This window comes from Neisseria perflava (genome assembly GCF_002863305.2).
In the GTDB taxonomy this organism is placed as follows: domain Bacteria; phylum Pseudomonadota; class Gammaproteobacteria; order Burkholderiales; family Neisseriaceae; genus Neisseria; species Neisseria perflava_A.
The window spans coordinates 667,028-692,901 of record NZ_CP136962.1 but is presented as its reverse complement, the minus strand read 5'-3'; the positions used below and the strand labels follow the sequence as shown (position 1 = coordinate 692,901).

Annotated in this window: 27 protein-coding genes; 17 read left to right on the top strand and 10 right to left on the bottom strand. The window is 48.5% G+C overall.

Features of this window, described 5'->3' with window-relative positions:
* Positions 1 to 26: 26 nt before the first annotated feature.
* Positions 27 to 1,979: an RNA polymerase sigma factor RpoD gene (rpoD, locus tag CYJ98_RS03145; protein ID WP_101755240.1), complete on the top strand. Its 1,953-nt coding sequence runs from the start codon at positions 27 to 29 to the stop codon at positions 1,977 to 1,979.
* Positions 1,980 to 2,094: 115 nt separating this feature from the next.
* On the opposite strand, the gene CYJ98_RS03140 is transcribed toward rpoD, so the two are convergent.
* On the bottom strand, positions 2,095 to 3,447 hold the full coding sequence (locus tag CYJ98_RS03140) for a polynucleotide adenylyltransferase PcnB (RefSeq protein ID WP_101804490.1): 1,353 nt from the start codon (positions 3,445 to 3,447) through the stop codon (positions 2,095 to 2,097).
* Between the two features lie 218 nt (positions 3,448 to 3,665).
* Here CYJ98_RS03140 and CYJ98_RS03135 point away from each other — a divergent pair, with 218 nt between their 5' ends.
* The 4 genes from CYJ98_RS03135 (at position 3,666) to purE (ending at position 5,866) form a co-directional block, all read left to right on the top strand.
* A complete protein-coding gene (locus tag CYJ98_RS03135; protein WP_070461836.1) occupies positions 3,666 to 3,851 on the top strand; it encodes a DUF3460 family protein in 186 nt (61 codons plus the stop codon).
* 11 nt (positions 3,852 to 3,862) lie between these two features.
* Positions 3,863 to 4,531: a class I SAM-dependent methyltransferase gene (locus tag CYJ98_RS03130; RefSeq protein WP_101755238.1), complete on the top strand. Its 669-nt coding sequence runs from the start codon at positions 3,863 to 3,865 to the stop codon at positions 4,529 to 4,531.
* Positions 4,532 to 4,545: 14 nt separating this feature from the next.
* A complete protein-coding gene (locus CYJ98_RS03125) occupies positions 4,546 to 5,301 on the top strand; it encodes a tetratricopeptide repeat protein (RefSeq protein WP_101755237.1) in 756 nt (251 codons plus the stop codon).
* Between the two features lie 79 nt (positions 5,302 to 5,380).
* Positions 5,381 to 5,866, top strand: a complete 486-nt coding sequence (purE, locus tag CYJ98_RS03120) for a 5-(carboxyamino)imidazole ribonucleotide mutase (RefSeq protein ID WP_101755236.1) — start codon at positions 5,381 to 5,383, stop codon at positions 5,864 to 5,866.
* Positions 5,867 to 5,978: 112 nt separating this feature from the next.
* On the opposite strand, the gene CYJ98_RS03115 is transcribed toward purE, so the two are convergent.
* The gene (locus tag CYJ98_RS03115; RefSeq protein WP_101755235.1) at positions 5,979 to 6,464 is read right to left on the bottom strand and encodes a hypothetical protein; all 486 of its coding nucleotides are present in this window, start codon (positions 6,462 to 6,464) and stop codon (positions 5,979 to 5,981) included.
* A gap of 112 nt (positions 6,465 to 6,576) precedes the next feature.
* On the opposite strand from CYJ98_RS03115, the gene CYJ98_RS03110 reads away from it, so the two are divergent.
* Positions 6,577 to 6,912, top strand: coding sequence for a hypothetical protein (locus CYJ98_RS03110; protein ID WP_101755234.1), 336 nt, complete (start codon positions 6,577 to 6,579; stop codon positions 6,910 to 6,912).
* Between the two features lie 99 nt (positions 6,913 to 7,011).
* Here the strand turns inward: CYJ98_RS03110 and CYJ98_RS03105 are convergent, their stop codons facing one another.
* Complete coding sequence (locus tag CYJ98_RS03105) at positions 7,012 to 8,805, bottom strand: 2-isopropylmalate synthase (RefSeq protein ID WP_101755233.1); 1,794 nt, start codon at positions 8,803 to 8,805, stop codon at positions 7,012 to 7,014.
* Between the two features lie 226 nt (positions 8,806 to 9,031).
* On the opposite strand from CYJ98_RS03105, the gene CYJ98_RS03100 reads away from it, so the two are divergent.
* Positions 9,032 to 10,147 (top strand): methyltransferase, encoded by a 1,116-nt coding sequence (locus CYJ98_RS03100; protein WP_101755232.1) that lies wholly within the window; start codon positions 9,032 to 9,034, stop codon positions 10,145 to 10,147.
* 121 nt (positions 10,148 to 10,268) lie between these two features.
* On the opposite strand, the gene bfr (CYJ98_RS03095) is transcribed toward CYJ98_RS03100, so the two are convergent.
* Positions 10,269 to 10,742, bottom strand: a complete 474-nt coding sequence (bfr, locus tag CYJ98_RS03095) for a bacterioferritin (protein ID WP_003680736.1) — start codon at positions 10,740 to 10,742, stop codon at positions 10,269 to 10,271.
* Positions 10,743 to 10,771: 29 nt separating this feature from the next.
* Positions 10,772 to 11,236 (bottom strand): bacterioferritin, encoded by a 465-nt coding sequence (gene bfr, locus CYJ98_RS03090; protein ID WP_101755231.1) that lies wholly within the window; start codon positions 11,234 to 11,236, stop codon positions 10,772 to 10,774.
* 420 nt (positions 11,237 to 11,656) lie between these two features.
* Between bfr (CYJ98_RS03090) and typA the strand changes: the two genes are divergently transcribed.
* On the top strand, positions 11,657 to 13,468 hold the full coding sequence (gene typA / locus CYJ98_RS03085; protein ID WP_101755230.1) for a translational GTPase TypA: 1,812 nt from the start codon (positions 11,657 to 11,659) through the stop codon (positions 13,466 to 13,468).
* Positions 13,469 to 13,567: 99 nt separating this feature from the next.
* On the opposite strand, the gene CYJ98_RS03080 is transcribed toward typA, so the two are convergent.
* On the bottom strand, positions 13,568 to 14,524 hold the full coding sequence (locus CYJ98_RS03080; protein WP_101755229.1) for a cupin domain-containing protein: 957 nt from the start codon (positions 14,522 to 14,524) through the stop codon (positions 13,568 to 13,570).
* 130 nt (positions 14,525 to 14,654) lie between these two features.
* On the opposite strand from CYJ98_RS03080, the gene CYJ98_RS03075 reads away from it, so the two are divergent.
* Together CYJ98_RS03075 and CYJ98_RS03070 are read left to right on the top strand one after the other, a co-directional pair.
* Positions 14,655 to 14,990, top strand: a complete 336-nt coding sequence (locus tag CYJ98_RS03075) for a carboxymuconolactone decarboxylase family protein (protein WP_036491029.1) — start codon at positions 14,655 to 14,657, stop codon at positions 14,988 to 14,990.
* Positions 14,991 to 15,102: 112 nt separating this feature from the next.
* Positions 15,103 to 15,471, top strand: coding sequence for a rhodanese-like domain-containing protein (locus CYJ98_RS03070; protein WP_003746517.1), 369 nt, complete (start codon positions 15,103 to 15,105; stop codon positions 15,469 to 15,471).
* 54 nt (positions 15,472 to 15,525) lie between these two features.
* Here CYJ98_RS03070 and CYJ98_RS03065 read toward each other — a convergent pair whose 3' ends face one another.
* Positions 15,526 to 15,864 (bottom strand): hypothetical protein, encoded by a 339-nt coding sequence (locus CYJ98_RS03065; protein ID WP_101755228.1) that lies wholly within the window; start codon positions 15,862 to 15,864, stop codon positions 15,526 to 15,528.
* A gap of 98 nt (positions 15,865 to 15,962) precedes the next feature.
* On the opposite strand from CYJ98_RS03065, the gene surE reads away from it, so the two are divergent.
* From surE to htpX, 6 genes are all read left to right on the top strand, one after another.
* Entirely contained in the window at positions 15,963 to 16,718 is a 756-nt protein-coding gene (surE, locus tag CYJ98_RS03060; RefSeq protein WP_101755227.1) for a 5'/3'-nucleotidase SurE, read from the top strand.
* 93 nt (positions 16,719 to 16,811) lie between these two features.
* A complete protein-coding gene (locus tag CYJ98_RS03055; RefSeq protein WP_101755226.1) occupies positions 16,812 to 17,723 on the top strand; it encodes a peptidoglycan DD-metalloendopeptidase family protein in 912 nt (303 codons plus the stop codon).
* A 78-nt stretch (positions 17,724 to 17,801) separates the two neighbouring features.
* Positions 17,802 to 19,325: a phospholipase D family protein gene (locus CYJ98_RS03050; RefSeq protein WP_070849901.1), complete on the top strand. Its 1,524-nt coding sequence runs from the start codon at positions 17,802 to 17,804 to the stop codon at positions 19,323 to 19,325.
* Positions 19,326 to 19,368: 43 nt separating this feature from the next.
* Positions 19,369 to 19,902: a C40 family peptidase gene (locus tag CYJ98_RS03045; RefSeq protein WP_049349635.1), complete on the top strand. Its 534-nt coding sequence runs from the start codon at positions 19,369 to 19,371 to the stop codon at positions 19,900 to 19,902.
* 130 nt (positions 19,903 to 20,032) lie between these two features.
* Positions 20,033 to 20,941 carry an oxygen-dependent coproporphyrinogen oxidase gene (gene hemF, locus CYJ98_RS03040; RefSeq protein ID WP_101755225.1) on the top strand — a complete coding sequence of 303 codons (909 nt, stop codon included), beginning with the start codon at positions 20,033 to 20,035 and terminating at the stop codon, positions 20,939 to 20,941.
* A 189-nt stretch (positions 20,942 to 21,130) separates the two neighbouring features.
* Complete coding sequence (htpX, locus tag CYJ98_RS03035; RefSeq protein ID WP_101755224.1) at positions 21,131 to 21,970, top strand: protease HtpX; 840 nt, start codon at positions 21,131 to 21,133, stop codon at positions 21,968 to 21,970.
* A 48-nt stretch (positions 21,971 to 22,018) separates the two neighbouring features.
* On the opposite strand, the gene hpnC is transcribed toward htpX, so the two are convergent.
* The 3 genes from hpnC to miaA are packed head-to-tail and all read right to left on the bottom strand — an operon-like array spanning position 22,019 to position 24,556.
* Positions 22,019 to 22,834, bottom strand: a complete 816-nt coding sequence (gene hpnC / locus CYJ98_RS03030; protein ID WP_004519881.1) for a squalene synthase HpnC — start codon at positions 22,832 to 22,834, stop codon at positions 22,019 to 22,021.
* 54 nt (positions 22,835 to 22,888) lie between these two features.
* Entirely contained in the window at positions 22,889 to 23,611 is a 723-nt protein-coding gene (tadA, locus tag CYJ98_RS03025; RefSeq protein WP_004519882.1) for a tRNA adenosine(34) deaminase TadA, read from the bottom strand.
* A gap of 3 nt (positions 23,612 to 23,614) precedes the next feature.
* Positions 23,615 to 24,556, bottom strand: coding sequence for a tRNA (adenosine(37)-N6)-dimethylallyltransferase MiaA (miaA, locus tag CYJ98_RS03020; protein WP_101755223.1), 942 nt, complete (start codon positions 24,554 to 24,556; stop codon positions 23,615 to 23,617).
* A gap of 217 nt (positions 24,557 to 24,773) precedes the next feature.
* Between miaA and bioB the strand changes: the two genes are divergently transcribed.
* Positions 24,774 to 25,826, top strand: coding sequence for a biotin synthase BioB (bioB, locus tag CYJ98_RS03015; RefSeq protein WP_004519884.1), 1,053 nt, complete (start codon positions 24,774 to 24,776; stop codon positions 25,824 to 25,826).
* Positions 25,827 to 25,874: the final 48 nt, after the last annotated feature.

Here is a 25,874-nt window from a genome sequence, read left to right as displayed (position 1 = left end):
CATCCTATCAACCTAGAGAGCAATCCATGTCTAAAAACCAAAACTACGAAGAATACCAAGACCAAGACGACAACCGTCCCTTGAGTATCGAAGAGCAGCGCGCGCGTCTGCGCCAACTCATTATCATGGGCAAAGAACGCGGCTACATCACTTATTCCGAAATTAACGACGCCCTGCCCGACGATATGTCCGATGCCGAGCAAATCGACAACATCGTCAGCATGATTTCCGGCTTGGGCATCCAAGTAACCGAGCAAGCCCCCGATGCTGAAGACATCCTCTTGAGCGACAACGCCGCCGCCATGACTGACGACGATGCCGTTGAAGAAGCCGAAGCAGCACTCTCCAGCGCAGATTCAGAATTCGGCCGTACAACCGATCCTGTACGTATGTATATGCGTGAAATGGGGCAAGTCGATCTGTTGACGCGTGAAGACGAAATCATCATCGCCAAAAAAATCGAAAATGCACTGAAAAACATGGTGCAGGCAATCTCCGCCTGCCCAGGCTCGATTGCCGAAATTCTGGCGTTGATCGAGCAGGTCCGTAACGACGAAATCCGTGTGGATGAAGTCGTTGAAGCCATCATCGACCCTAATGAAGTCTTGTTGAACGAATTAGGCTTGGGTCATTTGGAAAATGCCAAACCTGATGACGAAGAAGGCGAAACCGACAGCGAAGTCGAAGATGACGACGAAGATGATGAAGATGACTCCGGCAGTGATTCCGAAGCCATATCCGCCGCCCATTTGGCCGAACTGAAACAAAAAGTTTTGGAACATTTCGCCTTTATCGAGAGCGAATACGGCAAAATGATCAAACAGTTGGAAAAACACGGCAGTCAGCATGCCAACTACCTGAAGCACCGCGATGCCATTGCCAACAAACTGTTAGAAGTCCGTTTTGCCACACGTCAAATCGAAAACCTGAGCAGCAGCCTGCGCAGCCGCGTTGAAAACATCCGCAAACTCGAACGCGAAATCCGCGACATCTGTATCGACCGCGTCCGCATGGAGCGCGACTACTTCATCAAAAACTTCCTGCCAGCCATTACCGATTTGGAATGGGTAGAAGAAGAAGTAGCCAAAGGCCGTGTATGGGCAAACGCATTGGATCGTTTCCGCCACGCCATCCTCGAAAAACAAACCGAGCTGGCAAATATGGAAGCCGAAACCCGCATTTCCATCGAAGAGTTGAAAGAAATCAACAAAAACATGGTGTTGAGCGAAAAAGAAACCTCAGCCGCCAAACAGGAAATGATTCAGGCCAACTTGCGTTTGGTTATTTCCATTGCCAAAAAATACACCAACCGCGGCTTACAGTTCCTTGATTTGATTCAAGAAGGCAATATCGGTCTGATGAAAGCGGTGGACAAATTCGAATACCGTCGCGGCTACAAGTTCTCGACTTATGCCACATGGTGGATCCGCCAAGCGATTACCCGTTCCATCGCCGACCAAGCGCGTACGATCCGTATTCCGGTTCACATGATTGAAACCATCAACAAAATGAACCGTATCTCACGCCAATACCTGCAAGAAACCGGTGAAGAGCCTGATTCCGCCAAACTGGCCGAGCTGATGGAAATGCAGGAAGACAAAATCCGCAAAATCATGAAAATCGCCAAAGAGCCGATTTCCATGGAAACACCGATTGGTGATGACGACGATTCGCACTTGGGCGACTTCATCGAGGATGCAAACAACGTTGCTCCGGCAGAAGCTGCGATGTACACCAGCCTGCACGAAGTAACCAAAGAAATCCTCGAAAGCCTGACACCGCGCGAAGCCAAAGTGTTACGCATGCGTTTCGGTATCGATATGAATACCGACCACACGCTCGAAGAAGTCGGCAAACAATTTGACGTAACCCGTGAACGTATCCGTCAAATCGAAGCCAAAGCCCTGCGCAAGCTGCGCCACCCTACCCGCAGCGACCGTCTCCGCAGCTTCCTCGACAGCGAAGAAAACAAATCATAAAAGCAAACCGCAGGTTGAAAGACCTGCGGTTTTTTTTTGAAATACGAAGGCCGTCTGAAAACCAAATCTCAAAAGATTTAATCGTTTCAGACGGCCTTAAACTAATTTTGATAATTTATTCAGCCTCAGTGGTTTTCTTTTTCGGACGACGGCAGCGACGTTTGGGTTTGCCATCAGTTGATCCACTTTGTTTCTGACGTTTGTGATCATTAGCCGCAGTCATTTGCTGGCGTGCTTCCTCATCGGCATGTTGGAAAGTTGTCCACCAAGAAGCCATCTCTTTATCAACCTCGCCAACCTCGCTACGCAAAATCAGGAAATCATAAGCAGCTCGGAAACGGGCTTGTGATAGCAGACGATATGGGCGTGCGCCGCGCATATTGTCAAATTGCGGCTGAAATTGCCAGATTTCACGCATGGTTGCAGAAAATCGTTGCGGAATGCCCCAACCTTTCTCCACCGTATCGCGCATGGTGTTCATCGCATCCATCAACGCAGGGACAGGTTTTTGACCATGGCTTTGATTGCGTTGCCAAATGGCGTTTAGTGTCGGCCACAATACCGCCGCCAATACAAAACCGACGGAAACAGACTTATCCGCACGAAGGCGCTCATCGGTATTTTTCAAGGCCAACATAATCATACGGTTTTCAGCCGCTTCAGCAGTTTTCAAGGCATCTAAAAGCGGATGGATGCCTTCGGGAATACCCAACTCGTTTAGCCTTTTCAAACAGGCACGAGAATAACCGGAAAACAGAATTTTCAGAATTTCGTCAAAAAGACGAGCAACAGGCTCATTTTTCAGACGGCCTGCATATTCTGCAATCGGCAAAGCCGTTTGCTCTTCCACTTCAAAGCCCAATTTACCCGACAAACGGACGGCGCGAAGAATACGGACAGGATCTTCCTGATAGCGTTCGGCAGGATCGCCTATCATCACCAATTTTTTATCAGCAACATCAGCCACGCCCTGATGGAAGTCCCAAATCTCCTCTTTAATCGGGTCGTAATACAGCGCATTGCAAGTAAAGTCGCGACGCATGGCATCTTCTTCAATGCTGCCGTAAGTATTGTCCTTCATAATGCGGCCTTGCGCATTTTGCTGAACCTTATCGTCGCCGCGGAACGTTGTCACTTCAATGGTTTCAGGGCCGATCATCACATGAACGATTTGGAAGCGGCGGCCGATAATGCGGCTGCGGCGGAATATTTTACGGATTTGCTCCGGCGTGGCATCGGTTGCAATATCAAAATCTTTGGGCTCGACCCCGAGCAACAAATCCCGAACAGCACCGCCCACAACATAAGCCTGAAAACCGGCCTCATGCAGGCGTTTGGCAATTTTCTCCGCGGCAAAGCTCAACATATCCCCGCGGATACCGTGTTGCTCAAGCGGGATAATTTCCTTTTCGGGCAACGATTTGACGTGTTTTTTAGGCAACACTTTATGCAGCCATTTTTTTAACATAAGCAGCTCTTTTCACAATAAAAAAGGCCGTCTGAAACTTGTCCGGCTTAAGCCTTTGCACAATATTCTGCCGCAGAAGGGGCAAAACATTGAGCAAAGGCTTCAGACGGCCTAAAAAAGACGTGCCATTATACCTTATGGAAGTTCGATTAATTAGCGTATTGGCAAAAAATATCGGCTATAATGACGGTCTGACAACGATTCAGGCAGAGAACATCATGTACCACTACAAATCCGAAGCTACCCAATTCCTCGACAAACTCATGGAAGACAATCCCGAAATGGAAGCGCAACGCCTCGAAAACCGCCATTTGCTGTGGGATGTTACCCTCAATCCGGCCGAACAGGCTGAATTTGAAGCGGCCAAAGTCAACAAAAAACCTTACACCTATTATCAAGACTAACCCGTATCGGTATGACGACCAACACCCACAATACCGATCCGGCGTTACAGCAGTACCTCAACAGCATCGGTCAATCCGAACATCCCGTTTTGACCGCATTGCGCGAGCGTACCCAATCACATCGTCTGGGAAAGATGGCCATCGCACAAGAGCAGGCAACCATGTTGGCGTGGTTGGCCAAATTATTGAATGCCAAAAAATATTTGGAAGTTGGCGTCTTTACCGGTTACAGCAGCACCGCCATGGCGCTCGCCCTCCCCGAAGACGGCAAAATCACGGCTTGCGACATTAATGTAACCTTTACCGATATTGCCCGCGAAACATGGCAGGCAGCAGGCATAGCGCATAAAATCTCGCTTCATCTGCAGCCGGCTTTGCTGACTTTGGATGATTTGATTGTGCAAGGCGAATCGGAAAGCTACGACTTGGCGCTTATCGATGCCGACAAACCGCCTACGCCGAAATATTTTGAACGCTGTTTGCAACTGGTACGGAGTGGCGGCGTGATTGCCATCGACAATATCTTATTGGGCCGTCGCGTCATGAATGAAGCTGCCGAAAACGATCCGCCCAGCTTGGATATCCTGCGCCATTTCAACCAAAATCTGCCGCACGATACACGCATTATTCCCATTACCCTGCCTATCGGCGACGGTTTGACACTGCTACTAAAAAAATAAAACAACACAATCCGATGAAAACATTATCACGTTCCCTGTTTCTTTTACCGCTTACTCTATTGGCCGCATCATGCGCCGTTTCCCATCCCCATCAACCTGCCGACAATCCCAACTTTGTCCTGCCGGATATTCCACGCGAGCCTTTGCATGAAAAAAGTATCCCCTATCCACGCTTGGACGCACAAACCCAGATTGACCACTTGGGCATACAAATCGCCCGACTGGAACGTACGGTCGAAGAATTAAATCAACGCTTGCAAACACTAGAACAACAACGAAACAGCAAACGTCCGACTACTTCGGCCTCCAAACCCAAAGCCCAGCGATTGGACGACCGCAAGCTGAAAATGAATTATTTGGCCAATGGCGGCGGCGTGCCGTCTGAAACAGACTCAGATTCGCAAAACGAACTGCGCCTTTATAATCAGGCGCAAAAATACTACCAGCGCAACAACTTCTCTGCCGCAGTAGCCATTTTGAAAGAGGCAGACGGCGGCAACGGCAGCGAAATTGCCCGCCGCAATATGTACCTCCTCCTGCAAAGCCAACAACGTCTGGGGAACTGCGAATCCGTTATCGAAATCGGCAACCGCTACGCCAACCGATTCCGCAACAGCCCGCAAGCTCCCGATGCCATGTACAGTATCGGTCAGTGCCAATACAAACTGCAACAAAAAGACATCGCCCGCAGCACATGGCGTAAACTGATACAAAGCTTCCCCAACAGCGAAGCGGCAAAACGCGCTTCTATCAGTCTCAAACAAAGATAAACGTTCAGACGGCCTTGTCATCCCCAAGGCCGTCTAAATATTTTTTACCCTTAATCCATTCAAGCAAAAGGAACTCCTCATGATCCAAGTCGGCATTATTATGGGCAGCAACAGCGATTGGCCGGTGATGCAGCAGGCAGCACAATTTCTCAAAGAATTCGACATTGAATACGAAGCGCGTGTCGTCTCTGCACACCGTACGCCTGATTTGATGTTTGAATACGCCGAAACCGCACGCGAACGCGGCATCAAAGCCATCATTGCCGGAGCAGGCGGCGCAGCGCATTTGCCGGGCATGGTAGCTGCCAAAACCACGGTACCCGTCTTGGGCGTTCCCGTTCCCAGCAAATATCTGCGCGGCGAAGACTCCCTGCTTTCGATTGTGCAAATGCCCAAAGGCGTTCCTGTTGCCACATTTGCTATTGGCGAAGCCGGTGCGGCCAATGCAGCGCTGTTTGCCATTTCACTTTTAGCCAACGAAAATCCTGAATTGGCTGAAAAACTGGCCGCTTTCCGTGCCAAACAAGAGCAAACCGTTCTAGCCATGGAATTGCCTGAAGCATAACCATCGATGTCGTCGGGAAGGTCGTCTGAAAAGCAAATAGAAATCTTTGTATTCTGACGACCATACCAGCTTCGTTTTTTATATTGTGTGAGACAATTGCTGGGTATAACTGCTAATCTGCATCAGTCCCAAACCAAATATTTTTAATTATATCCAAATTAGAAGAAATTTTTTTATAGTCATCTTGAATTTTCGATACTAAAGAATTTAATTCTGCATATAACTCATTACTGAAATCTATATTTATATTTCGTTCTTTACCACCCAATACCTCCATATTCAGTATATTATTTTTCTTAAATTTTATATTTAATATATTATTTCTTTTACGTATCTTAGTAGTAAATGATTCAAAACTTAATTCATCTTGATTGTTATCTAAGATAAACTCTATAAAATCCAATAAATTGCCATAATCTTCTTCACCGGCAATATATAGAGACAGACTATTTCCTAAATTAATATAAAAACAAGAATCAATATAGATTTGACCATATTTGTTAAATTTTTCTAAATACAGAAAATTAAATTCCCAATTTATCTCAAAAAAGAAATTATATTGATTTAGCGAAAAATTATATATACTACTTAAATTCATTTTTTTCCTTTATCCTTTATAACCTAAAGATTTAACTATCTTTCTAAATTTATCTTCCATTATTTCGTTTAACTCATTTTCAGACAACTTTTTTAATCACTTAACCCCTGCAATGAACAAAACTTTTGCTTTCGTCCTACTCTCCACCCTGCTTTGCGCCTGCCAAAGCCCAAGCATTCCTACTCAATCAACTGCTATTCCATCTCAGCAACAAGCCCAAGATACTACCGGCAACCTGATTATCTTCTATGATGCCCAAACCGGTTCTGCGCCATTGCTAAAAGCAGTGAAAGCCTCCGGCGCAAGTTTGATTTATGAATACAAAAACCTGAACGGCATTGCTATTCGTCCGTCCTCCAAGACCAATATTGAAGATGCCATTGCCTATTTCAAAAAAGTAGACGGCGTATTGTCTGTCGAACAAGACCGACTGCTTAAACTTCAATAAACAAACTATTTTTTGACCAAATAAAAAAGGCCGTCTGAAACATATCACTACGATTTCAGACGGCCTTTACTTGTTCAAAAAATTAAATCATGCCGCAAATCAAATCATGCCTCTGCCTTGCGCTTTTGGCTTGGCTTGGCCGAATTCCAATTTACTCAGCGCAGACAAATAGGCTTTGGCAGTTGCCACCAATACGTCGGTATCCGCACCTTGGCCGTTGACCACACGGTCGCCACGTTGCAGGCGGACGGAAGTTTCGCCTTGGCTTTCTGTACCTTGAGTTACCGCATTGACAGAGTAAATCTGCAAGGTTGCGCCACTTTGTGCTACGCTTTCAATGGCTTTGAAGATGGCATCAACAGGGCCTGAGCCGCTAGCGGAAGCGTGTTTTTCTTCACCGCGAATACTGAACACAATATCGGCGCGCGGTTCTTCGCCGGTTTCAGTGCTGATTTTTTGGGAAATGAATTTGTAGCTTTCGGTATTCATATTGCCCATTTCGTCAGACACCAAAGCGTGCAGGTCTTCATCAAAGATTTCGCGTTTCTTATCCGCCAGCTCTTTGAAGCGTGCAAATGCCGCGTTCAACGCCTCTTCACTTTCCAATTCGATACCCAAATCTGCCAGCTTGGTTTTGAAAGCATTACGGCCGGAGAGTTTACCCAAAGTCAGGCGGTTGGTTGACCAGCCGACTGATTCGGCAGTCATGATTTCATAGGTTTCAGGGTGTTTCAACACGCCGTCCTGATGAATGCCTGATTCGTGTGCAAAGGCATTTGCACCAACTACTGCTTTATTTGGCTGAATCGGATAGCCGGTAATGGTGGACACAAGTTTGGATACCGGCACGATTTGCGTGGTATCGATGCCAGTTTCCAAGCCAAACAAATCATGACGCACTTTCAACGCCATCACGATTTCTTCAAGGCTGGCATTGCCCGCGCGTTCACCCAAACCGTTGATGGTACATTCCACCTGGCGCACACCTGCCTGAACAGCAGCCAATGAGTTGGCAACCGCCATACCCAAGTCATTATGGCAGTGGGTCGACCAAACTACTTTGTCGCCATTGGGAACGCTTTTGATGATGTTGCTGATACGCTCGTACCATACGGAAGGGATGGAGTAGCCGACAGTATCGGGAATGTTGATAGTAGTCGCCCCCGCTTCAATAACCGCTGTAAAGATTTTGGCAAGGAAGTCCAAATCCGAACGCACTGCGTCTTCGGCAGAAAATTCCACATCGTCAGTGTATTCTTTGGCAATTTTTACCGCTTTGACCGCCGCATCGATGACCTGCTGCGGCTTCATTTTCAGTTTGTGCTCCATGTGGATCGGGCTGGTGGCGATAAAAGTGTGAATACGTTTATTCGGCGCAGGGGAAACAGCTTCGCCTGCTTTGCGCACATCGTTTTCAACGGCACGAGCTAATGAGCAAACTGTAGATTTGGTAATGATTTTGGCAATCGCATTAACCGACTCGAAATCGCCCGGACTGGCGGCGGCAAAACCCGCCTCAATCACATCCACTCCCATTTTCTCCAACTGGCGGGCAATGCGGATTTTCTCCTCTTTGGTCATGGATGCGCCAGGCGACTGCTCGCCGTCGCGCATAGTGGTATCGAAAATGATAACGCGGTTGGTTTGTGTCATTTCTGTTCTCTCCAGAGATTCGTTTTTTTGTAAAAAAGCATTCAAATCAAGCGGTCTGCCTTGCGCTTCCGCCAAAGCGGTCAGTTTTTGCAACTGAGCCAAAGGCAGAGAACCGCGTGTACGCCATTTGTAGATAGCCGCAGTTGTCGCAGCATTTTCCGGGTCGTGCTGTTTCAGGGCTTCGGCCAGCGCGTTTACGCCGCCAAAATAGGCAACCAAACGGTCAATGTCTAATTGCATGATGTTCCTTGTCCAAATCTAATTAAGATTATTGTGTTCTGGTTTTGCATTATACTCATTTTAGACAAAACGACAATCTATTTTTATCAAAATATTGGTGCAAATTTTAAAAATAGAGAAATTTTTATACATTTTGTCTAATTTAGACTATTAATAGCCCCTCTCAAACCGAACACATCCTAAATATAGTAAACTAATCCCCTATTTCCCCGATTTGAAACACATTATGCCCCATACTATCCCTACCAACCGTTCCGACATCGAATGGCGCAACGAAAGCACACAAAAGCCGCCTAAGCAGGCGGTTTACATACAAGAAGTAGGCGCAGCAGAAATCTTAAAAAATGCCCACACGCAAACTGCAACTGTTTGGACTGGCGATTTTCACAATGCTAAGCAAGTCTTGGCCGCAATGAAAAAGCGTATCCGCAGGCCGTCTGAAAAAAAGAAAGGCGCACCCGCCGATATTCAGACGGCCTTCCACGCCCACCGTATGAAACAGGCTCAGCAAAGCCGTTTGCTCAATATGCTTGCCGTTGAAATCCAACCGAATTTTCAACTGGACAATGCACGCGCACCCGACATCTACGCCGCCCTTCGCGATGTTTACGGCACACCAAACGACAAACCGTTTCTCTTGCCGCTGAATCAACTGCTAGGCTTTATCGGTGCACACGAATGGCACAAAAAAGGTATAGGCATTCCGCAGCTAGACGGAAAAATCCATGTTCCTTTTGGCGTATTCTCTCCACTGCGTGGCGAATATTTGGGTTTAATCGCCCAAGCGCCACTCACTCCCAATATTCAGACGGCCTTTGACATCGGCACCGGTTCAGGTGTTATTGCCGCAATTTTGGCCAAACGAGGCATACCTAACATCATTGCCACAGACACCAACCCCAAAGCAATTGCCTGCGCCACAGCAAACCTTGAGCATCTAAGCCTGGATAAAGCTGTCAGCATTCAATCGATTGATTTATTTCCTGAAAGTTGCGCCGACCTTATCGTCTGCAATCCGCCTTGGCTGCCGGCAAAACCGACCTCCGCCATCGAGACTGCCCTTTACGACCCCAATCATGCCATGCTGACCGCGTTCCTCAATGGCGTACACCAGCACTTAAATCCAAACGGCGAAGCCTGGTTGATTATTTCCGACTTGGCAGAACACTTGCATTTGCGCGATAAAGACTTTCTAAACCAATGCTTTCAGACGGCCTCGCTCAATGTAGTCGATATTTTGAAAACCAAACCGCAACACAAAAAAGCAATAGATGAATCCGATCCTTTGGCGTTTGCCAGAAACAAGGAAACTACTTATCTATACCGTTTAAAAGCGATATAAAATCAAGGCCGTCTGAACATTCAGACGGCCTTTAAACATTTCCATAAAAGAAAACGGCATATCCGTAAAGATATGCCGTTGATGGGAGCAGGGACTGCTATATTTGGCAGTGGTTTGTGTTTTAGTCCTCTTGCGCCGCTGTTTGCAGGTAGTTTGGCAAACCAACTTTGCCAATCAATTCCTGCTGAGTTTCGAGCCAGTCAATGTGTTCTTCGTTGATGTCTTTTTGTTTTTCCAACAAATCACGGCTGACGTAGTCTTGTTGCTCTTCTGCAAGAGCGATGGCTGCAACCAGAGCATCATGTTTTTCATACTCTTTTTTCAGATCGCAAGCAATGATTTCTTCGGTAGATTCACCGATCAACAGTTTACCCAATTCTTGCAGATTAGGCAGACCTTCCAAGAACAAAATACGCTCGATTAAATCGTCTGCGGATTTCATTTCGCGGATGGATTGTTTGAAGAAGTGTTCGCCCAATTCTTCAAAGCCCCAGTTTTTCAAAATGCGGGCATGCAGGAAGTATTGGTTAATGGTAATCAGCAACAAACCTAAGTTTTTGTTCAGCTCGCGAATAACTAAGCGATCGCCTTTCATATTCAGCTCCTTATATGTTATAAGCTAGATTACAGTTGGCTTTGGTAGTAGTTGCCTTCGCCGACCAATTCGATCAGACGCAGTTGTTGTTCCAACCAGTGAGCGTGATCTTCTTCAGTGTCTTTCAGTTGGGCAACCATCAAATCGCGGGTAACGTAGTCTTGAGCTTCTTCGCACAATTTGATGCCTTTTTTCAACGCATCGCGTACTTCGTATTCAGTATTCAAGTCTGCTTTCAGACAAGAGACTACGTCAGTACCGATGTTCAGTTCGGCACGGGTCATTTTAGGCGTACCGCCCAACATCAGGATACGACGGATGAAGTCTTCGGCGTGAGTGGTTTCTTCTTCCATCTCGTGGCTCAAACGTTCGAACAATTTGGTGTAACCCCATTCAGAGTACATGCGAGAGTGGATAAAATATTGGTCGCGAGCAGCCAACTCACCAGACAATAATTCGTTCATGTAATCAATAACTGCTTGGTTGCCTTGCATAATTCTTTCTCTTTCTTTTAAAAGTTGATAATCACGAATGAAGATTCGTGTGTTGTTATGGAATGAGGTAATTGTATGCACAAGTAGCACTTTTGACAAATTTTCTATTTAAAATACAAACAATTATCAAAAAATTTAACCTGCCTAAAAGGCCGTCTGAAAAATTAATCCCCTGTTTTTAATAACAATTTTTTGACATTAATATTAAGAATCCATTGCATTATTCAAAAACATTTACATTCGTTAACCATAAATAAAAGCAAATAATCCAACACAAAATCAATCAAATTTAATTATGAATTATTCTCAACTGCTTTTGCCTTATTTTTTTGAATCTTCTACTCGGTCAATACTTAGGAATCGTGCTATAATTACCAGTTATCTTTTTTTTAAGCACCTAGCTGAAACACATAAATCATCATGAAACAAATCCGCAATATTGCCATCATCGCCCACGTCGACCATGGCAAAACCACATTAGTTGACCAATTGCTGCGTCAGTCCGGCACATTCCGTTCCAACCAGCAAGTCGAAGAACGCGTCATGGACAGCAACGATCTTGAAAAAGAACGCGGCATTACCATTCTCGCTAAAAATACCGCCATCGAATACGAAGGCTACCACATCAACATCGTAGATACCCCGGGACACGCCGATTTTGGTGGCGAAGTGGAACGTGTATTGGGCATGGTTGACTGCGTCGTACTGTTGGTTGACGCACAAGAAGGCCCTATGCCGCAAACCCGTTTCGTGACCAAAAAAGCCTTGGCTTTGGGTCTGAAACCTATCGTTGTTATCAACAAAATCGACAAACCGTCTGCCCGTCCAAGCTGGGTTATCGACCAAACATTCGAATTATTCGACAACTTGGGTGCAACTGACGAACAATTGGACTTCCCTATCGTCTATGCTTCCGGTCTGTCCGGCTTTGCCAAACTGGATGAAAACGACGAGAGCAGCGATATGCGTCCTCTGTTCGAGACCATTTTGAAACACACGCCTGCACCAAGCGGCAGCGCGGAAGAAACGCTGCAACTGCAAATTTCCCAACTGGACTACGACAACTACACCGGCCGACTCGGTATCGGTCGCATCCTGAACGGCCGCATCAAACCCGGCCAAGTCGTTGCCGTTATGAACCATGAAGAACAAGTTGCCCAAGGCCGTATCAACCAACTGTTGGGTTTCCAAGGCTTGGAACGCGTACCTTTGGAAGAAGCTGAAGCCGGCGACATCGTGATTATTTCCGGTATCGAAGACATCGGCATCGGCGTAACCATTACCGACAAAGACAATCCTAAAGGCTTGCCTATGTTGAGCGTGGACGAGCCGACCCTGACCATGGACTTTATGGTCAACACTTCTCCTTTGGCCGGTACTGAAGGCAAATTCGTGACTTCCCGCCAAATCCGCGACCGCCTGCAAAAAGAATTGCTGACCAACGTTGCCCTGCGTGTTGAAGATACTGCCGACGCTGATGTATTCCGCGTTTCCGGTCGTGGCGAATTGCACCTGACCATTTTGTTGGAAAACATGCGCCGCGAAGGCTTTGAATTGGCAGTCGGCAAACCGCGCGTGGTATTCCGTGAAATTAACGGTCAAAAATGCGAGCCTTACGAAAACCTGACTGTGGACGTACCTGATGACAACCAAGGCGCCGTTATGGAAGAGCTTGGCCGTCGCCGTGGCGAATTGACCAATATGGAAAGCGACGGTAATGGCCGTACCCGTCTGGAATACCACATTCCTGCACGTGGTCTGATCGGTTTCCAAGGCGAATTCCTGACTTTGACCCGCGGCACCGGCTTGATGAGCCACGTTTTTGACGACTATGCTCCGGTTAAACCTGATATGCCCGGCCGTCACAACGGCGTACTGGTTTCTCAAGAGCAAGGTGAAGCCGTTGCTTACGCCCTGTGGAACTTGGAAGACCGCGGCCGTATGTTCGTTTCTCCAAACGACAAAGTCTACGAAGGGATGATTATCGGTATCCACAGCCGTGACAACGACTTGGTGGTAAACCCTCTGAAAGGTAAAAAACTGACCAACGTCCGTGCCAGCGGTACAGATGAAGCCGTACGCCTGACTACGCCGATCAAATTGACTTTGGAAGGTGCAGTTGAGTTCATTGACGATGACGAACTGGTTGAAATTACGCCACAATCCATCCGCCTGCGCAAACGTTACCTGAGCGAGTTGGAACGCCGACGCCATTTCAAAAAACTGGACTAATCCTGTTTGATTGACATGCTTTAAAATCAAGGCCGTCTGAAAGTGTACTGGAAATTCTAGATTTCGTTTCACACTTTCAGACGGCCTTTTATGATTTGCTCAAATAAAATAAATCGGCATTTCTTCCGCCGGTTCCGCCGGTTCATCAGATCGGTCATTTTTACGATATTGCCCCGGCGATATCCCATATTGCTTTTTAAATGCCTTGCCAAAATGCGTTTCCGATTGAAAACCGACCGAAAGCGCAACCGATAAAACCGAATCGGCTGTCTGCTTTAACAATAACGCCCCCTGCTGCAAGCGGATACTGTTTACAAAAGCATGCGGGCTTGTTCCCGTCTGCTGTTTAAATACCCGCATCAATTGGGCGCGGGACAAATTGGCCATCGCAGTCATTTTCTCAATATTCCATTCTTCTTCCGGTTTTTCGACGACTGCCTGAAGCAAATTCCGCAAACGTTTATCCTGCCAACCATTCAGCAAACCGCTTAATTGCGCTTCCTCATTTTTCTCCAAACAGGCACGAAGCAGAAAGACCAGCAACACCGAAGCCAATGCATTCACAACTGCCACCGAGCCGGATAAAGCCTGATTGCTCTCATATTGCAATAAGGTCACCAAATACTGCAAAGACGGATGGTTAATGTTCAATAAAACGGTATCAGGCAGCCCCATCATCAAATCCGCCTGTGCTTCATATTCAAACCGTGCGCAAAAAAGATGCAAGGCAGCCTCTCCACCGGCATGACTTTGCTTGACTTTAAATGCACCATTCTCAGCCGTCAGCACGCGAACACCGAAATTTTCACAATTACTGTCGCTACTCAAAGTATGCCCAACGCTGCGGGGGAAGAAAATAATATCCCCCGCACTCAGCAGCCTGGCCTCTTGCTCCCCATCAATTCGGATATAGCCCGAACCGGCGGTTACGATATGCACCAAACCATGCGCACGCTTGGGCTCATGCCGCACATACCACTCCCCTTGAAACAGGCACTGAACATCCACACTGCCCTTTATCTGTGCCAATTCGACCAGTCTATCTAAAATATCCATAGTGTTTTTTACCAACAAATGAGATGTTTTGACGATTTAATTCGTCTGATTATTGCAATAATACACACACCAAACACAAACGGATAGGATTTTTTGATTCTTATCCGAATACATCAAGAAAGGAAATATCATGTTTAAAGATTGGCCTGAACATACAGCCTTGGTAAAAAAATCATTCGGTGAATTGGGCAAAAGCCATCCTAAAATGCTGCAAGCCTACGGCGCGCTGGAACAAGCAGCCGCTGCCGAAGCACTGGATGCCAAAACACGCGAACTGATTGCCATTGCCGTTGCCATTACCACACGTTGCGAAAGCTGCATCAGCGTGCACGCAGCCGCCGCTGCCAAAGCAGGGGCAACCGACAGCGAAATCGCCGGCGCATTGGCCACCGCTATTTCTCTAAACGCAGGTGCTGCTTATACCTACGCTTTGCGCGCCTTAGAAGCAGTAGAAACCCAACGCTAATCAGCTTGTAAAATCAGGCCGTCTGAAAGACGACTCCCCTTTCAGACGGCCTGATGAAATGCTAAACTGATATAGTTATTATATTATTTTCTATCTACCAGGAGATTGAATCATGAAGAAACTGCTGACCGCCGTACTTTTTGCCGCCGCTATCGCCACTCCTTTGGCCGCTTCCGCTGCCTCTATGCCTAAAGTTGAAAAAAGCGCGGCACAACCCGCAAAAGCAAAAGGCGTTTGGATTGATGTCCGCTCTGCCGAAGAATTCAAAGAAGGCCATTTGCAAGGTGCGCTCAATATTCCGCACGACCAAATCGTTGAACGCATCAAATCCGTCAGCCCGGATAAAAACGCACCGGTCAACCTCTACTGCCGCAGCGGCCGCCGAGCAGAAGCCGCGCTGACCGAACTGAAAAAAGCCGGTTACACCAACGTAACCAACCATGGCGGTTATGAAGATTTGGTGAAAAAAGGTTTGAAATAAATCTAGTTGATTTTAAAAAGGCCGTCTGAAATTTTTCAGACAGCCTTTATTACATTACAGACAGCAACTTCCAAATCTCAAACGTTTGCTGAGACCGGTTTCATGAATCAATTGTTTGATAACCAAAATATTGGTGTTATCGGCCAACGCGCGAATGCTGTGCGCCTCCATCGGCTCAAGACGGATAACTTGCAAGCTTTCGGTTTGCAAAACTTGATCCACCGTTTTGATTTCGGCCTTGCCGTTTAAAACCAAAAGCAAAATAATCGCATCCGTCTCATATGCCGGAATTTCATTATTCTTCTGCAGTGAAAGCTGAACAATCTCCTGATTGCCGTCTGAAGCAATCACGCCGCCCAATAAAGCTTTAGGGTCTAATTCATAATGTTTCATTATTATCCTTTCCGCCCAAACGTTGCCGATTCGTGGACAATCGCTCAAGCAAACCAGTACAATACCGCCCATTCTACCGATAGACACAATATTGTCACATGAACATATTAATCTCAAACGACGATGGTTATCTTGCGCCCGGTTTGGCAGTTTTGGCAAGAGTGTGTGCAGAATTTGCCAATGTCAGGGTGGTTGCGCCCGAACGCGATCGCAGCGGCGTCAGCAATTCCCTGACTTTAGACCGTCCTTTACAACTGAAACAGGCGGAAAACGGGTTTTACTATGTGAATGGCACGCCCACCGACTGCATTCATGTCGGCCAGCATGCCCTTGCCGATTTCAAACCTGACTTGGTCTTATCCGGCATTAACAACGGCGCAAACATGGGTGACGATACGCTTTATTCCGGTACGGTTGCCGCCGCAACGGAAGCCTTTCTGATGGGCATTCCCGCTATTGCCTTCTCTCTTGCCGATTCCAGCGGCCGTTATTGGGAAACCGCAGAAAAAGCCGCTTGGATGCTGCTTTCCTACTTTCTCAAACGCCCTATTTCCAAACCCATCTTATGGAACATCAATATTCCTGCCGTCGCACCTGAGGATATCCAAGGCATAAAAATAACACGGCTCGGCCGTCGCCATCATGAACAAAGCATTGTTCCCATGTATAATCCACGTGGCGAACAAATTTATTGGATTGGGCCGGTCGGCGATGTTTCCGACAGCGAAGAAGGTACCGACTTTGGCGAATGCGCGGCCGGCTTCATCACGATTACCCCCCTGCAAGTCGATTTGACTGCCTACGGACAAATGGAGCAAACCGCTTCCTTTTGGTCAGAAATCCCTGCGCCTTAACAGTCCCTAACAGCCGAACACTTGAGAAACAAGCATATTTTTATTATGATATGCCCCGACGAGAACAATTACCCGAATACGAAAGTCATTAACATGTTGAAAAAAAGTGTATCTTATGCCGGATCGGCAGCTTTGGTTTTATTACTTGCAGCCTGTGCCAGCCAACAACCGGCTCCTGTAGTCGTCGGCACACAAAGCGGTGGTTCAACAACAGGTTCTACCGCTGACAATCCTTACGGTGCAGCGCCTTACAATACCAACACCAGCCCAGCGGCAGATGCTCCATACACTCCGCCGGCAAGTACACCTGCGCCAACATACAACAGCGGCAGCACCGGCACTTACACGCCTTCTTATGCGCCTGTTGATATTAATGCAGCGACACATACCGTCGTTCGCGGTGATACCGTTTACAACATCTCCAAACGCTACAACATTACCCAAGACAATCTGCGTGCATGGAATAACTTGGCCGACAACACCATTAGCGTTGGCCAAACCCTGCGCGTAAAACCTGAAGGCTACGTTGCACCGGCAGCTTCTGCAAGCAAACCTTCTACGCCAACAACTACAACCACTGCTCCGGCTCCAAGCACGCCTGCCAATACACCGACCGTGTCTACCGGCAGCAGCCGCAACGTTAGCGGCATCACATGGCAGCGTCCGACTACCGGTAACGTTATTGCCAACTTCGGCGGCAGTAACAAAGGTGTAGATATCGCCGGTGCACAAGGTCAGCCTGTCGTTGCAGCGGCAGACGGTAAAGTTGTTTACGCAGGCTCAGGCTTGCGCGGTTACGGCAACTTGGTCATCATCCAACACAACTCCTCATTCTTGAGCGCATACGGCCACAACCAACGCCTGCTGGTTAATGAAAACCAAACCGTGAAACGCGGCCAAACCATTGCCCACATGGGTAATACCGATGCATCCCGCACCCAGTTGCACTTTGAAATCCGTCAAAACGGCAAACCGGTCAATCCGGCAAATTATGTTGCCTTCTAAGCTGATTCAAGCAACCTAATTTCAATTCAATCCCTGCCTAAATGTCATTTAGGTAGGGATTGTTTGTACCGGTTTCCCATGAAATTTCATCTTCCTCTTCTTTATTCCCTGCTATTGGGCGGTTGCGCCGCGTTTTTGCCATCACTGGACGAACGCACCCAAAGCAGTTATCTTGACATCCCTTCAACGCCACGACTGGACAGCACCTTAGGTATTCCTTCCGCCCCCTCAAAGGCCGATATTTCCCATATCTATCTGCTGAACGATGCCCATGAAGCCTTTGTCGCCCGAGCCGCCCTGATTGAATCCGCCGACCATACCCTTGATTTACAGTACTATATCTGGCACAACGACATCTCCGGCAAGCTTTTGTTCAACCTAATTCATCGCGCGGCCGAACGCGGCGTCCGTGTGCGTTTGCTTCTGGACGACAACAACACCAACGGCATGGATGATCTCCTGCTGGCACTCGACAATCATCCCAATATCGAAGTCCGTTTGTTTAATCCCTTTATTTTCAGAAAATGGCGTGCACTCGGCTATGTTGCCGACTTCCCGCGACTTAACCGCCGGATGCACAACAAATCGTTTACCGCCGACAACCGTGCCACCATTTTAGGCGGCCGCAATATCGGCGACGAATATTTCAAGGTTAACGACGATACCATCTTTGCCGACCTCGACATTCTTGCCACAGGCCGCGTAGTAACCGAAGTTTCCCAAGACTTCGACCGCTACTGGTCAAGCCATTCCGCCTATAACGCGACCAGTGTCATCAAACGGGGAAACCTGCAAAAAGGACTGGCCGAACTTAATTACACCGACCAAGATAAAAATCAAACGCTCATCCGCTATCGCCAAAGCATCGAGCATTCCAGTCTCTATCAAAAAATGCAGAGCAACCATATGGAATGGCAAAGCGTCAGCACACGCTTAATCAGCGACGATCCGGCCAAAGGCTTAGACCGTGACCGGCATAAACCGCCTATTTCCGAACGCCTGCAAGACGCCCTCAAGCAACCTGAAAAAAGCGTTTACCTTGTCTCGCCTTATTTTGTTCCCACAAAATCAGGTGTCAAAGCCATAGAAAAGCTGATACACAACGGCGTGGATGTTACCGTTTTGACCAATTCGCTCCAAGCAACCGACGTTGCCGCCGTCCATTCCGGTTACGTCAAATACCGCAAGCCCTTGCTCAAAGCCGGGGTCAAACTATACGAACTCCAACCCAATCATGCCGTTCCGACCACCAAAGACCGCGGCTTGACCGGTAGCTCCGCCACCAGCTTGCACGCCAAAACATTCATCGTGGATGAAAAACGCATTTTCATCGGTTCATTCAACCTTGACCCACGTTCCGCACGGCTCAATACCGAAATGGGTGTCGTCATCGAAAGTCCCGAAATCGCAGGCCAAATGCAGCGCACCCTCGTTACGACCACCCCAAACTACGCCTATCAGGTAACGCTTGGCAATTACAATAAACTATACTGGTATGACCCAAGTGAAAAACGAACTTACGCACAAGAACCAGAAGCCAAATTCTGGAAACGGGTTACTTCAAAAATCCTGTCCATCCTGCCCATAGAAGGATTATTATAGAGGCCGTCTGAAAACATAAATCATGCGGCCGGAGGAATTCATCATGTCTCGACTCATCTGCAAAACCCTATTTGTTTGTACCGCCGGCCTATTGTTGGCCTCTTGCGGCACCACCGGCAAACACAAAACCCACAAGCCGCAAACAACCGCCAGAAAAGTCCAACCTGTCCGCATTTCCCATATCGACCGCACACAAGGTTCGCAGGAATTAATGCTTCACAGCATGGGCCTGATCGGCACGCCCTACAAATGGGGCGGCAGTACCACAGCCACAGGCTTTGACTGCAGCGGCATGATCCAATTCGTCTATAAAAACGCCCTCAACGTCAACCTGCCACGCACCGCACGCGATATGGCCGCCGCCAGCCGTAAAATTTCCGATGACAAATTAAAAGCCGGCGATCTGGTCTTTTTCAATACCGGCGGCGCGCACAAATATTCCCATGTCGGCCTCTACATCGGCAACGGCGAATTCATCCATGCCCCCAGCAGCGGCAAAACCATCAAAACCGAAAAACTTTCCACCCCGTTTTACGCCAAAAACTATTTGGGCGCACATACCTTTTTTACTGAATAAATCAAGGCCGTCTGAAAGGTATCGCAACATCATCGATACCTTTTTAATCTATTGCTGATGAATGAAGCTTGGTTACAAGATAGGCCTGTGCAAAAATTTACCCATAACAAAACACCATCAAGGAAATATCATGCACACAGAATCCGTTCTAAACCTCCTCAAAACCCTGCAAAACCAAATCTGCGCCGCGTTGGAGCAAGAAGATGGCGAAGCCGAATTTGTGCATGAAGCATGGACGGGGAAACTGGGCATCGGCGAAACACGCGTATTGAAAAACGGCGCAGTATTCGAGCAGGCGGGCGTGAATTTTTCGCATGTGAAAGGCAGCAAAATGCCTGCTTCGGCGACGGCGCACCGTCCTGAATTGGCAGGCGCGGCATTTGAAGCTATGGGCGTGTCGCTGGTCATTCATCCGAAAAATCCTTATGTCCCGACCAGCCATGCTAATGTACGCTTTTTTATTGCCTATCCTGAAAATGCCGAGCCGGTTTGGTGGTTCGGCGGCGGCTTTGATTTGACGCCGTTTTATCCGTTTAAAGAAGATATTGTGCACTGGCACACCGTAGCGCGAGACGTATGCGCGCCATTTGGAGAATCGGTTTATTCTGAATTCAAACAATGGTGTGACGAATATTTCTACTTGAAACACCGTAACGAAACACGCGGCGTGGGCGGCCTGTTTTTTGACGATTTAAACCGCTGGAATTTCGATACCTGCCTGAATTTTATCAAGGCGGTCGGAGAAGGCTATATCACAGCGTATCTGCCGATTGTGGCCAAACGCAAAAACACGCCTTATGGAGAACGTGAACGCGACTTCCAACTCTACCGCCGCGGACGCTATGTCGAATTTAACTTGGTTTGGGACAGAGGCACGCTGTTCGGCCTGCAAAGCGGCGGACGCACGGAAAGCATTTTGATGTCCATGCCGCCTTTGGTGCGCTTTGAGTATCAATATGCGCCGGAAGAAGGTTCGCCCGAAGCACGCCTCAATCAATTCCTCATACCGCGCAACTGGCTGGAAGAAGTCGGCAGATAGTTTTACCTATCAAAGGCCACCTGAAAAGCGATTCTCACTGGTTGAGACTACCTTTTCAGACGGCCTTTGCTTCAATTGCTTTGAATTTGCATACCTTTGCCTATCATGCTGTTTCATCTCTATAGAGTTTTTGAGACAATGCGCCCATATAAAAATCACCTCACAAACCACACTAAAAAGGAATAATCGGTGAAACGCATTTTCTTGTTTATCGCAACCAATATCGCCGTTTTGGTTGTCATCCGTGTTGTTTTGGCCATCTTGGGCATCAACAGTACCGACCAAGTCGGCAGCCTGTTGGCGTATTCCGCAGTTGTCGGCTTCAGCGGCTCGATTGTCTCCCTGCTGATGTCGAAAACCATCGCCAAACATTCGGTCGGCGCCGTCGTCATCGACCAACCCCAAAGTGAAGAAGAAGCTTGGCTGTTGGCAACTGTTGAAGCGCAAGCCCGCCAATGGAATCTGAAAACGCCGGAAGTCGCCATTTACAACTCGCCCGAGCCTAACGCCTTCGCAACCGGTGCCACCAAAAACAGCTCGCTCGTCGCTGTCAGTACCGGCCTGCTCGACCACATGACCCGCGATGAAGTCGAAGCCGTTTTGGCGCATGAAATGGCACACGTCGGCAACGGCGATATGGTAACGCTGACGCTGATTCAAGGTATTGTGAATACTTTTGTCGTCTTCTTGGCGCGTATCATTTCCAGCATGGTGGCGCGCAACAATGACGGCAGCACTTCTCAAAGCACATATTTCATGGTCAGCATGGTCTTGCAGGTTGTATTCGGCTTCCTTGCCAGCATTATTGTGATGTGGTTCAGCCGCCAACGCGAATACCGCGCCGATGCAGGCGCTGCAAAACTGGTGGGCGCGCCGAAAATGATTGCTGCCCTGCAACGCTTGAAAGGCAACCCCAGCGACCTGCCGCAAACCATGACGGCAATGGGCATTGCCAGCGATGCCAAAGATTCTTGGTTCAGCACCCATCCTTCTTTGGACAACCGCATCAGCCGTTTGAAAAACCGCTAATCGAAAACATCAAGGCCGTCTGAAACATCAATTTCAGACGGCCTTTTTTTATTTCTTCATCAAAGCCCGTTTGATGATAATCATCCAGTCTTTCTTATCCAACAGCGGCCGCTGGTTAAACACGTCATATTTGCAACCGTCCAGTTTCTGCAAAATCAACTGGCCGCCGACAATAATCATGCGCAACTCAAAACCGATTCGTCCTTTGAGGGTTTTGCCCAACGGCGAACCGGCCTTCAGTATTTGAAAGGCACGTTGACACTCGTGTGCCATCAGTCGTTGAAAAGCAAAGTCGGCTTTGCCGGCCGCAATCTGTTCTTCGCTGACTTTGAACTTCTGCAAATCTTCCTGAGGGATGTACACGCGCCCTTTCTGCCAATCTGCCGCCACGTCCTGCCAGAAATTAATCAGCTGCAAGGCAGTGCAAATGCCGTCGCTTTGCGCTATGCTCACTTCATCGGTTTGCCCGTACAAATGCAACATAATGCGCCCCACCGGATTGGCGGACAAACGGCAATAGGCAATCAATTCGCCAAAATTTTCATAACGGTTTTTGACCACATCCTGACTGAACGCCGCCAACAAATCGTAAAACAGCTGCAACGGTAATTGAAACGGCTCAATCGCTTCGTTGTACAAACGCTGCATCAAAGCTGTTTGCGATTTCCCACCTTGTGTAATGCGGTCTAACTCTGCCTTCAGTTCGTCCAGTTGGCGCAGGCGTTCGACTGCTTCGGCATTGCCTTCGTCGGCAATATCGTCCGCCGTCCGCGCAAAAGCGTAAACGGCGTGAACCGGCTTGCGCAAACGGCGCGGCAGCACAATAGAGCCGACTGGGAAGTTTTCGTAATGATTGACTGACATGGGGAAATCCGAAAATTTAAAATAAAGTGTTTTTGCTGACAGGCCGTCTGAAATTCAGACGGCCTTACGTTTGGCCGCAAAGAAATCCTGCAATACGCTTTGGCATTCTTCTGCCAATATGCCGCCCAAAATTGCGGTATGCTTGTTCAGACGTTTGTCGGCAAACAAATCGACCACGCTGCCTGCCGCACCGGTTTTAGCTTCAGCCGCACCATAAATCACACGCCCGACCCGCGCCTGTATCAAGGCAGATGCGCACATGGAGCAAGGCTCTAAGGTAATGTACACGTCGCAGTCTTCCAAACGGTAGTTTTGCAAGGTCTTACCTGCGGCGGCAAGCGCGTTGATTTCGGCATGATGGCTGACATTGTGGTCGCCAATGCAGGTATTGTGTGTCGCTGCGATTGCCTCGCCTTGATATACGATGACCGCGCCAACCGGCACTTCGCCCAATACCGCCGATTGTTTGGCCTGTTCTATCGCCAACCGCATAAAGGTTTCCATATCGCTTTGCGAAGGGAAAACGGCAACAGGCGGATGTTTTTTCAAATCCTCGCACAGCTCCGTCTTTCTCTCCTCGGAAATACGCCGGGCATCCACACCTGAAACCAACGCAGCCAGTTGCCATAAGGTGCTTTTGGTTACGGTCAAACCCGACGCTTTCAGCAATAGAAATGCGTGGACTGCGCCGATTTCCTGTAAATCTTCCAGCGTACAAATACCCAATTCTTTTAGCGCGGTCAATGCTTTAGGGGCAAGTGGTGGCGTAGTCAGCATGGATTATTCCTGAAAATGCTGACGCGCCAAGGCTAAGGCCGTTTGAACATAATCGCTGTCTGCGTAAGGATCTAACGTGTGCGCCAAAGGAATTTTCCGCAACCAGGTCAACTGGCGTTTGGCAAGCTGGCGCGTGGCGATAATGCCTTTTTCGACAAAGGTGTCATAATCGGTTTCGCCTTCGAGATAATCCCAAGCCTGACGGTAGCCCACGCAGCGCATAGACGGCATATCGGCATGCAGTTGCGGATAATCGCGGCGTAAGGCGTGTATTTCATCTAGGAAACCGTGCTCCAGCATACTTAAAAAGCGTTTTTCGATTTGCTGGTGTAACAAATGGCGGTCTTCGGGGATAAGGGCAACCGTGCATAAATCCAATAAAGACGCAGCCTGCTTCTGCTCTGTGAAATGTTCGCTCAAAGGCTTGCCGGTCAGAAGATAGACTTCCAAAGCCCGCTCAATACGCTGGCTGTCATTGGCTTTCAGACGGCCTGCCGTAATCGGGTCAACTTCCTGCAAACGGCGATACAGGCCTGCCAAACCGTGTTCTTTTTTTTCCGCCTGAAGCTGTGCGCGCACCGCCGCATCCGCGCCGGGCAAATCGTTCAAACCTTCCGTCAGCGCATGGAAATACATCATCGTGCCGCCGACAATCAGCGGATAGCGACCGCGCGCATGTATTTCGTTCACCAAGCGCACGCAGTCGCCGACAAAATCCGCCGCGCTGTAACTTTCCAGCGGCGAGATAATATCAATCAAATGATGCGGTACGGCAACAAGCTCTTCGGCAGTCGGCTTGGCCGTACCGATGTCCATGCCGCAATACACCAGCGCGGAATCCAAACTGATGATTTCTACCGGCAACGATCGGGCAATATTTAAGGCCAGTGCGGTTTTACCGCCGGCGGTCGGGCCGAGTACGGCGAAGGCTTTGGGCGCGTTCATAAGAAAACGGAAAAATTAAAAATGCGATTATAGCAAACCCGGGCAAACCATATTTCAGGCCGTCTGAAACATTTGCTCTACATTATCAAAAGCGTTACACTTGCTGCGCCGTTTCAGACGGCCTTTTATATTGATTTCAAACCTGCTGCTGCCGTCATTGCGCCGGCGGTCAAGCCGTCAGCGACACTGCGTCGCTGTAAACACGAAAGAACACACTATGACCGTATCTCCCGTAGCCTTGCGCCGTCAAACCGAGCGCAAGCCGCATCCGACTGCGCGTTATTGGAAAAAATGCGATGTTGAGGCTTTGTTCGGACTGCCTTTCCTCGACCTCGTTTTCCAAGCTGCCGAAATCCACCGCCAAAACTTCAACCCGCGCGAAATCCAACTCTCCACCCTGCTCTCCATCAAAACCGGCGGTTGTCCCGAAGACTGCGCCTACTGCCCGCAATCGGCACACCACAACACCAATCTGGGCAAAGAGCAGATGATGGATGTGGACGAAATCGTTGAAAAAGCCAAAATTGCCCAATCGCGCGGTGCCAGCCGTTTCTGCATGGGCGCGGCATGGCGCGGCCCCAAACCCAAAGACGTAGCTGTCGTTTCCGAAATCATCAGCGCGGTGAAAGGCTTGGGCATGGAAGTGTGCGGCACCTTCGGCATGCTTGAAGACGGCATGGCTGAAGACTTCAAAAAAGCCGGTTTGGACTACTACAACCACAACCTCGACACCGACCCCGAACGCTACAACGACATCATCCACACCCGCAAACACGAAGACCGCATGGATACTTTGGGCAAAGTCCGCAACGCCGGTTTAAAAGTCTGCTGCGGCGGCATCGTCGGCATGAACGAAACCCGCGCCGAACGCGCAGGCCTGATTGCCAGCCTTGCCAACCTCGACCCTCAGCCCGAAAGCGTGCCGATCAACCAGTTGGTTAAAGTAGAAGGCACGCCGCTGGCCGATGCCGAAGATTTGGACTGGACGGAATTTGTCCGCACCATCGCCGTCGCGCGCATTACCATGCCGCACAGCTACGTCCGCCTGTCCGCAGGCCGCAGCAATATGCCGGAATCCATGCAGGCCATGTGTTTCATGGCTGGCGCAAACTCGATTTTCTACGGCGACAAGCTGCTGACTACGGGCAATCCGGACGAAGACGGCGACCGCCTGCTGATGGAAAAATTGAATTTGTATCCGCTGCGTTTTGAATTGGAAGAAGAATACAAAGCCGCTCAGGAAACGCCTAAAATCAAAGTTGATTATTAACCGCCATCATAAAAGGCCATCTGAAACTTTTTCAGACGGCCTTTTATC

What these genes read in the sequence shown, in the direction of transcription:
- rpoD (WP_101755240.1), top strand. Translation starts at nt 27, where the DNA reads ATGTCTAAAAACCAAAACTACGAAGAATACCAAGACCAAGACGACAAC.
- CYJ98_RS03140 (WP_101804490.1), bottom strand. Translation starts at nt 3,447, where the DNA reads ATGTTAAAAAAATGGCTGCATAAAGTGTTGCCTAAAAAACACGTCAAA.
- CYJ98_RS03135 (WP_070461836.1), top strand. Translation starts at nt 3,666, where the DNA reads ATGTACCACTACAAATCCGAAGCTACCCAATTCCTCGACAAACTCATG.
- CYJ98_RS03130 (WP_101755238.1), top strand. Translation starts at nt 3,863, where the DNA reads ATGACGACCAACACCCACAATACCGATCCGGCGTTACAGCAGTACCTC.
- CYJ98_RS03125 (WP_101755237.1), top strand. Translation starts at nt 4,546, where the DNA reads ATGAAAACATTATCACGTTCCCTGTTTCTTTTACCGCTTACTCTATTG.
- purE (WP_101755236.1), top strand. Translation starts at nt 5,381, where the DNA reads ATGATCCAAGTCGGCATTATTATGGGCAGCAACAGCGATTGGCCGGTG.
- CYJ98_RS03115 (WP_101755235.1), bottom strand. Translation starts at nt 6,464, where the DNA reads ATGAATTTAAGTAGTATATATAATTTTTCGCTAAATCAATATAATTTC.
- CYJ98_RS03110 (WP_101755234.1), top strand. Translation starts at nt 6,577, where the DNA reads ATGAACAAAACTTTTGCTTTCGTCCTACTCTCCACCCTGCTTTGCGCC.
- CYJ98_RS03105 (WP_101755233.1), bottom strand. Translation starts at nt 8,805, where the DNA reads ATGCAATTAGACATTGACCGTTTGGTTGCCTATTTTGGCGGCGTAAAC.
- CYJ98_RS03100 (WP_101755232.1), top strand. Translation starts at nt 9,032, where the DNA reads ATGCCCCATACTATCCCTACCAACCGTTCCGACATCGAATGGCGCAAC.
- bfr (WP_003680736.1), bottom strand. Translation starts at nt 10,742, where the DNA reads ATGAAAGGCGATCGCTTAGTTATTCGCGAGCTGAACAAAAACTTAGGT.
- bfr (WP_101755231.1), bottom strand. Translation starts at nt 11,236, where the DNA reads ATGCAAGGCAACCAAGCAGTTATTGATTACATGAACGAATTATTGTCT.
- typA (WP_101755230.1), top strand. Translation starts at nt 11,657, where the DNA reads ATGAAACAAATCCGCAATATTGCCATCATCGCCCACGTCGACCATGGC.
- CYJ98_RS03080 (WP_101755229.1), bottom strand. Translation starts at nt 14,524, where the DNA reads ATGGATATTTTAGATAGACTGGTCGAATTGGCACAGATAAAGGGCAGT.
- CYJ98_RS03075 (WP_036491029.1), top strand. Translation starts at nt 14,655, where the DNA reads ATGTTTAAAGATTGGCCTGAACATACAGCCTTGGTAAAAAAATCATTC.
- CYJ98_RS03070 (WP_003746517.1), top strand. Translation starts at nt 15,103, where the DNA reads ATGAAGAAACTGCTGACCGCCGTACTTTTTGCCGCCGCTATCGCCACT.
- CYJ98_RS03065 (WP_101755228.1), bottom strand. Translation starts at nt 15,864, where the DNA reads ATGAAACATTATGAATTAGACCCTAAAGCTTTATTGGGCGGCGTGATT.
- surE (WP_101755227.1), top strand. Translation starts at nt 15,963, where the DNA reads ATGAACATATTAATCTCAAACGACGATGGTTATCTTGCGCCCGGTTTG.
- CYJ98_RS03055 (WP_101755226.1), top strand. Translation starts at nt 16,812, where the DNA reads ATGTTGAAAAAAAGTGTATCTTATGCCGGATCGGCAGCTTTGGTTTTA.
- CYJ98_RS03050 (WP_070849901.1), top strand. Translation starts at nt 17,802, where the DNA reads ATGAAATTTCATCTTCCTCTTCTTTATTCCCTGCTATTGGGCGGTTGC.
- CYJ98_RS03045 (WP_049349635.1), top strand. Translation starts at nt 19,369, where the DNA reads ATGTCTCGACTCATCTGCAAAACCCTATTTGTTTGTACCGCCGGCCTA.
- hemF (WP_101755225.1), top strand. Translation starts at nt 20,033, where the DNA reads ATGCACACAGAATCCGTTCTAAACCTCCTCAAAACCCTGCAAAACCAA.
- hpnC (WP_004519881.1), bottom strand. Translation starts at nt 22,834, where the DNA reads ATGTCAGTCAATCATTACGAAAACTTCCCAGTCGGCTCTATTGTGCTG.
- tadA (WP_004519882.1), bottom strand. Translation starts at nt 23,611, where the DNA reads ATGCTGACTACGCCACCACTTGCCCCTAAAGCATTGACCGCGCTAAAA.
- miaA (WP_101755223.1), bottom strand. Translation starts at nt 24,556, where the DNA reads ATGAACGCGCCCAAAGCCTTCGCCGTACTCGGCCCGACCGCCGGCGGT.
- bioB (WP_004519884.1), top strand. Translation starts at nt 24,774, where the DNA reads ATGACCGTATCTCCCGTAGCCTTGCGCCGTCAAACCGAGCGCAAGCCG.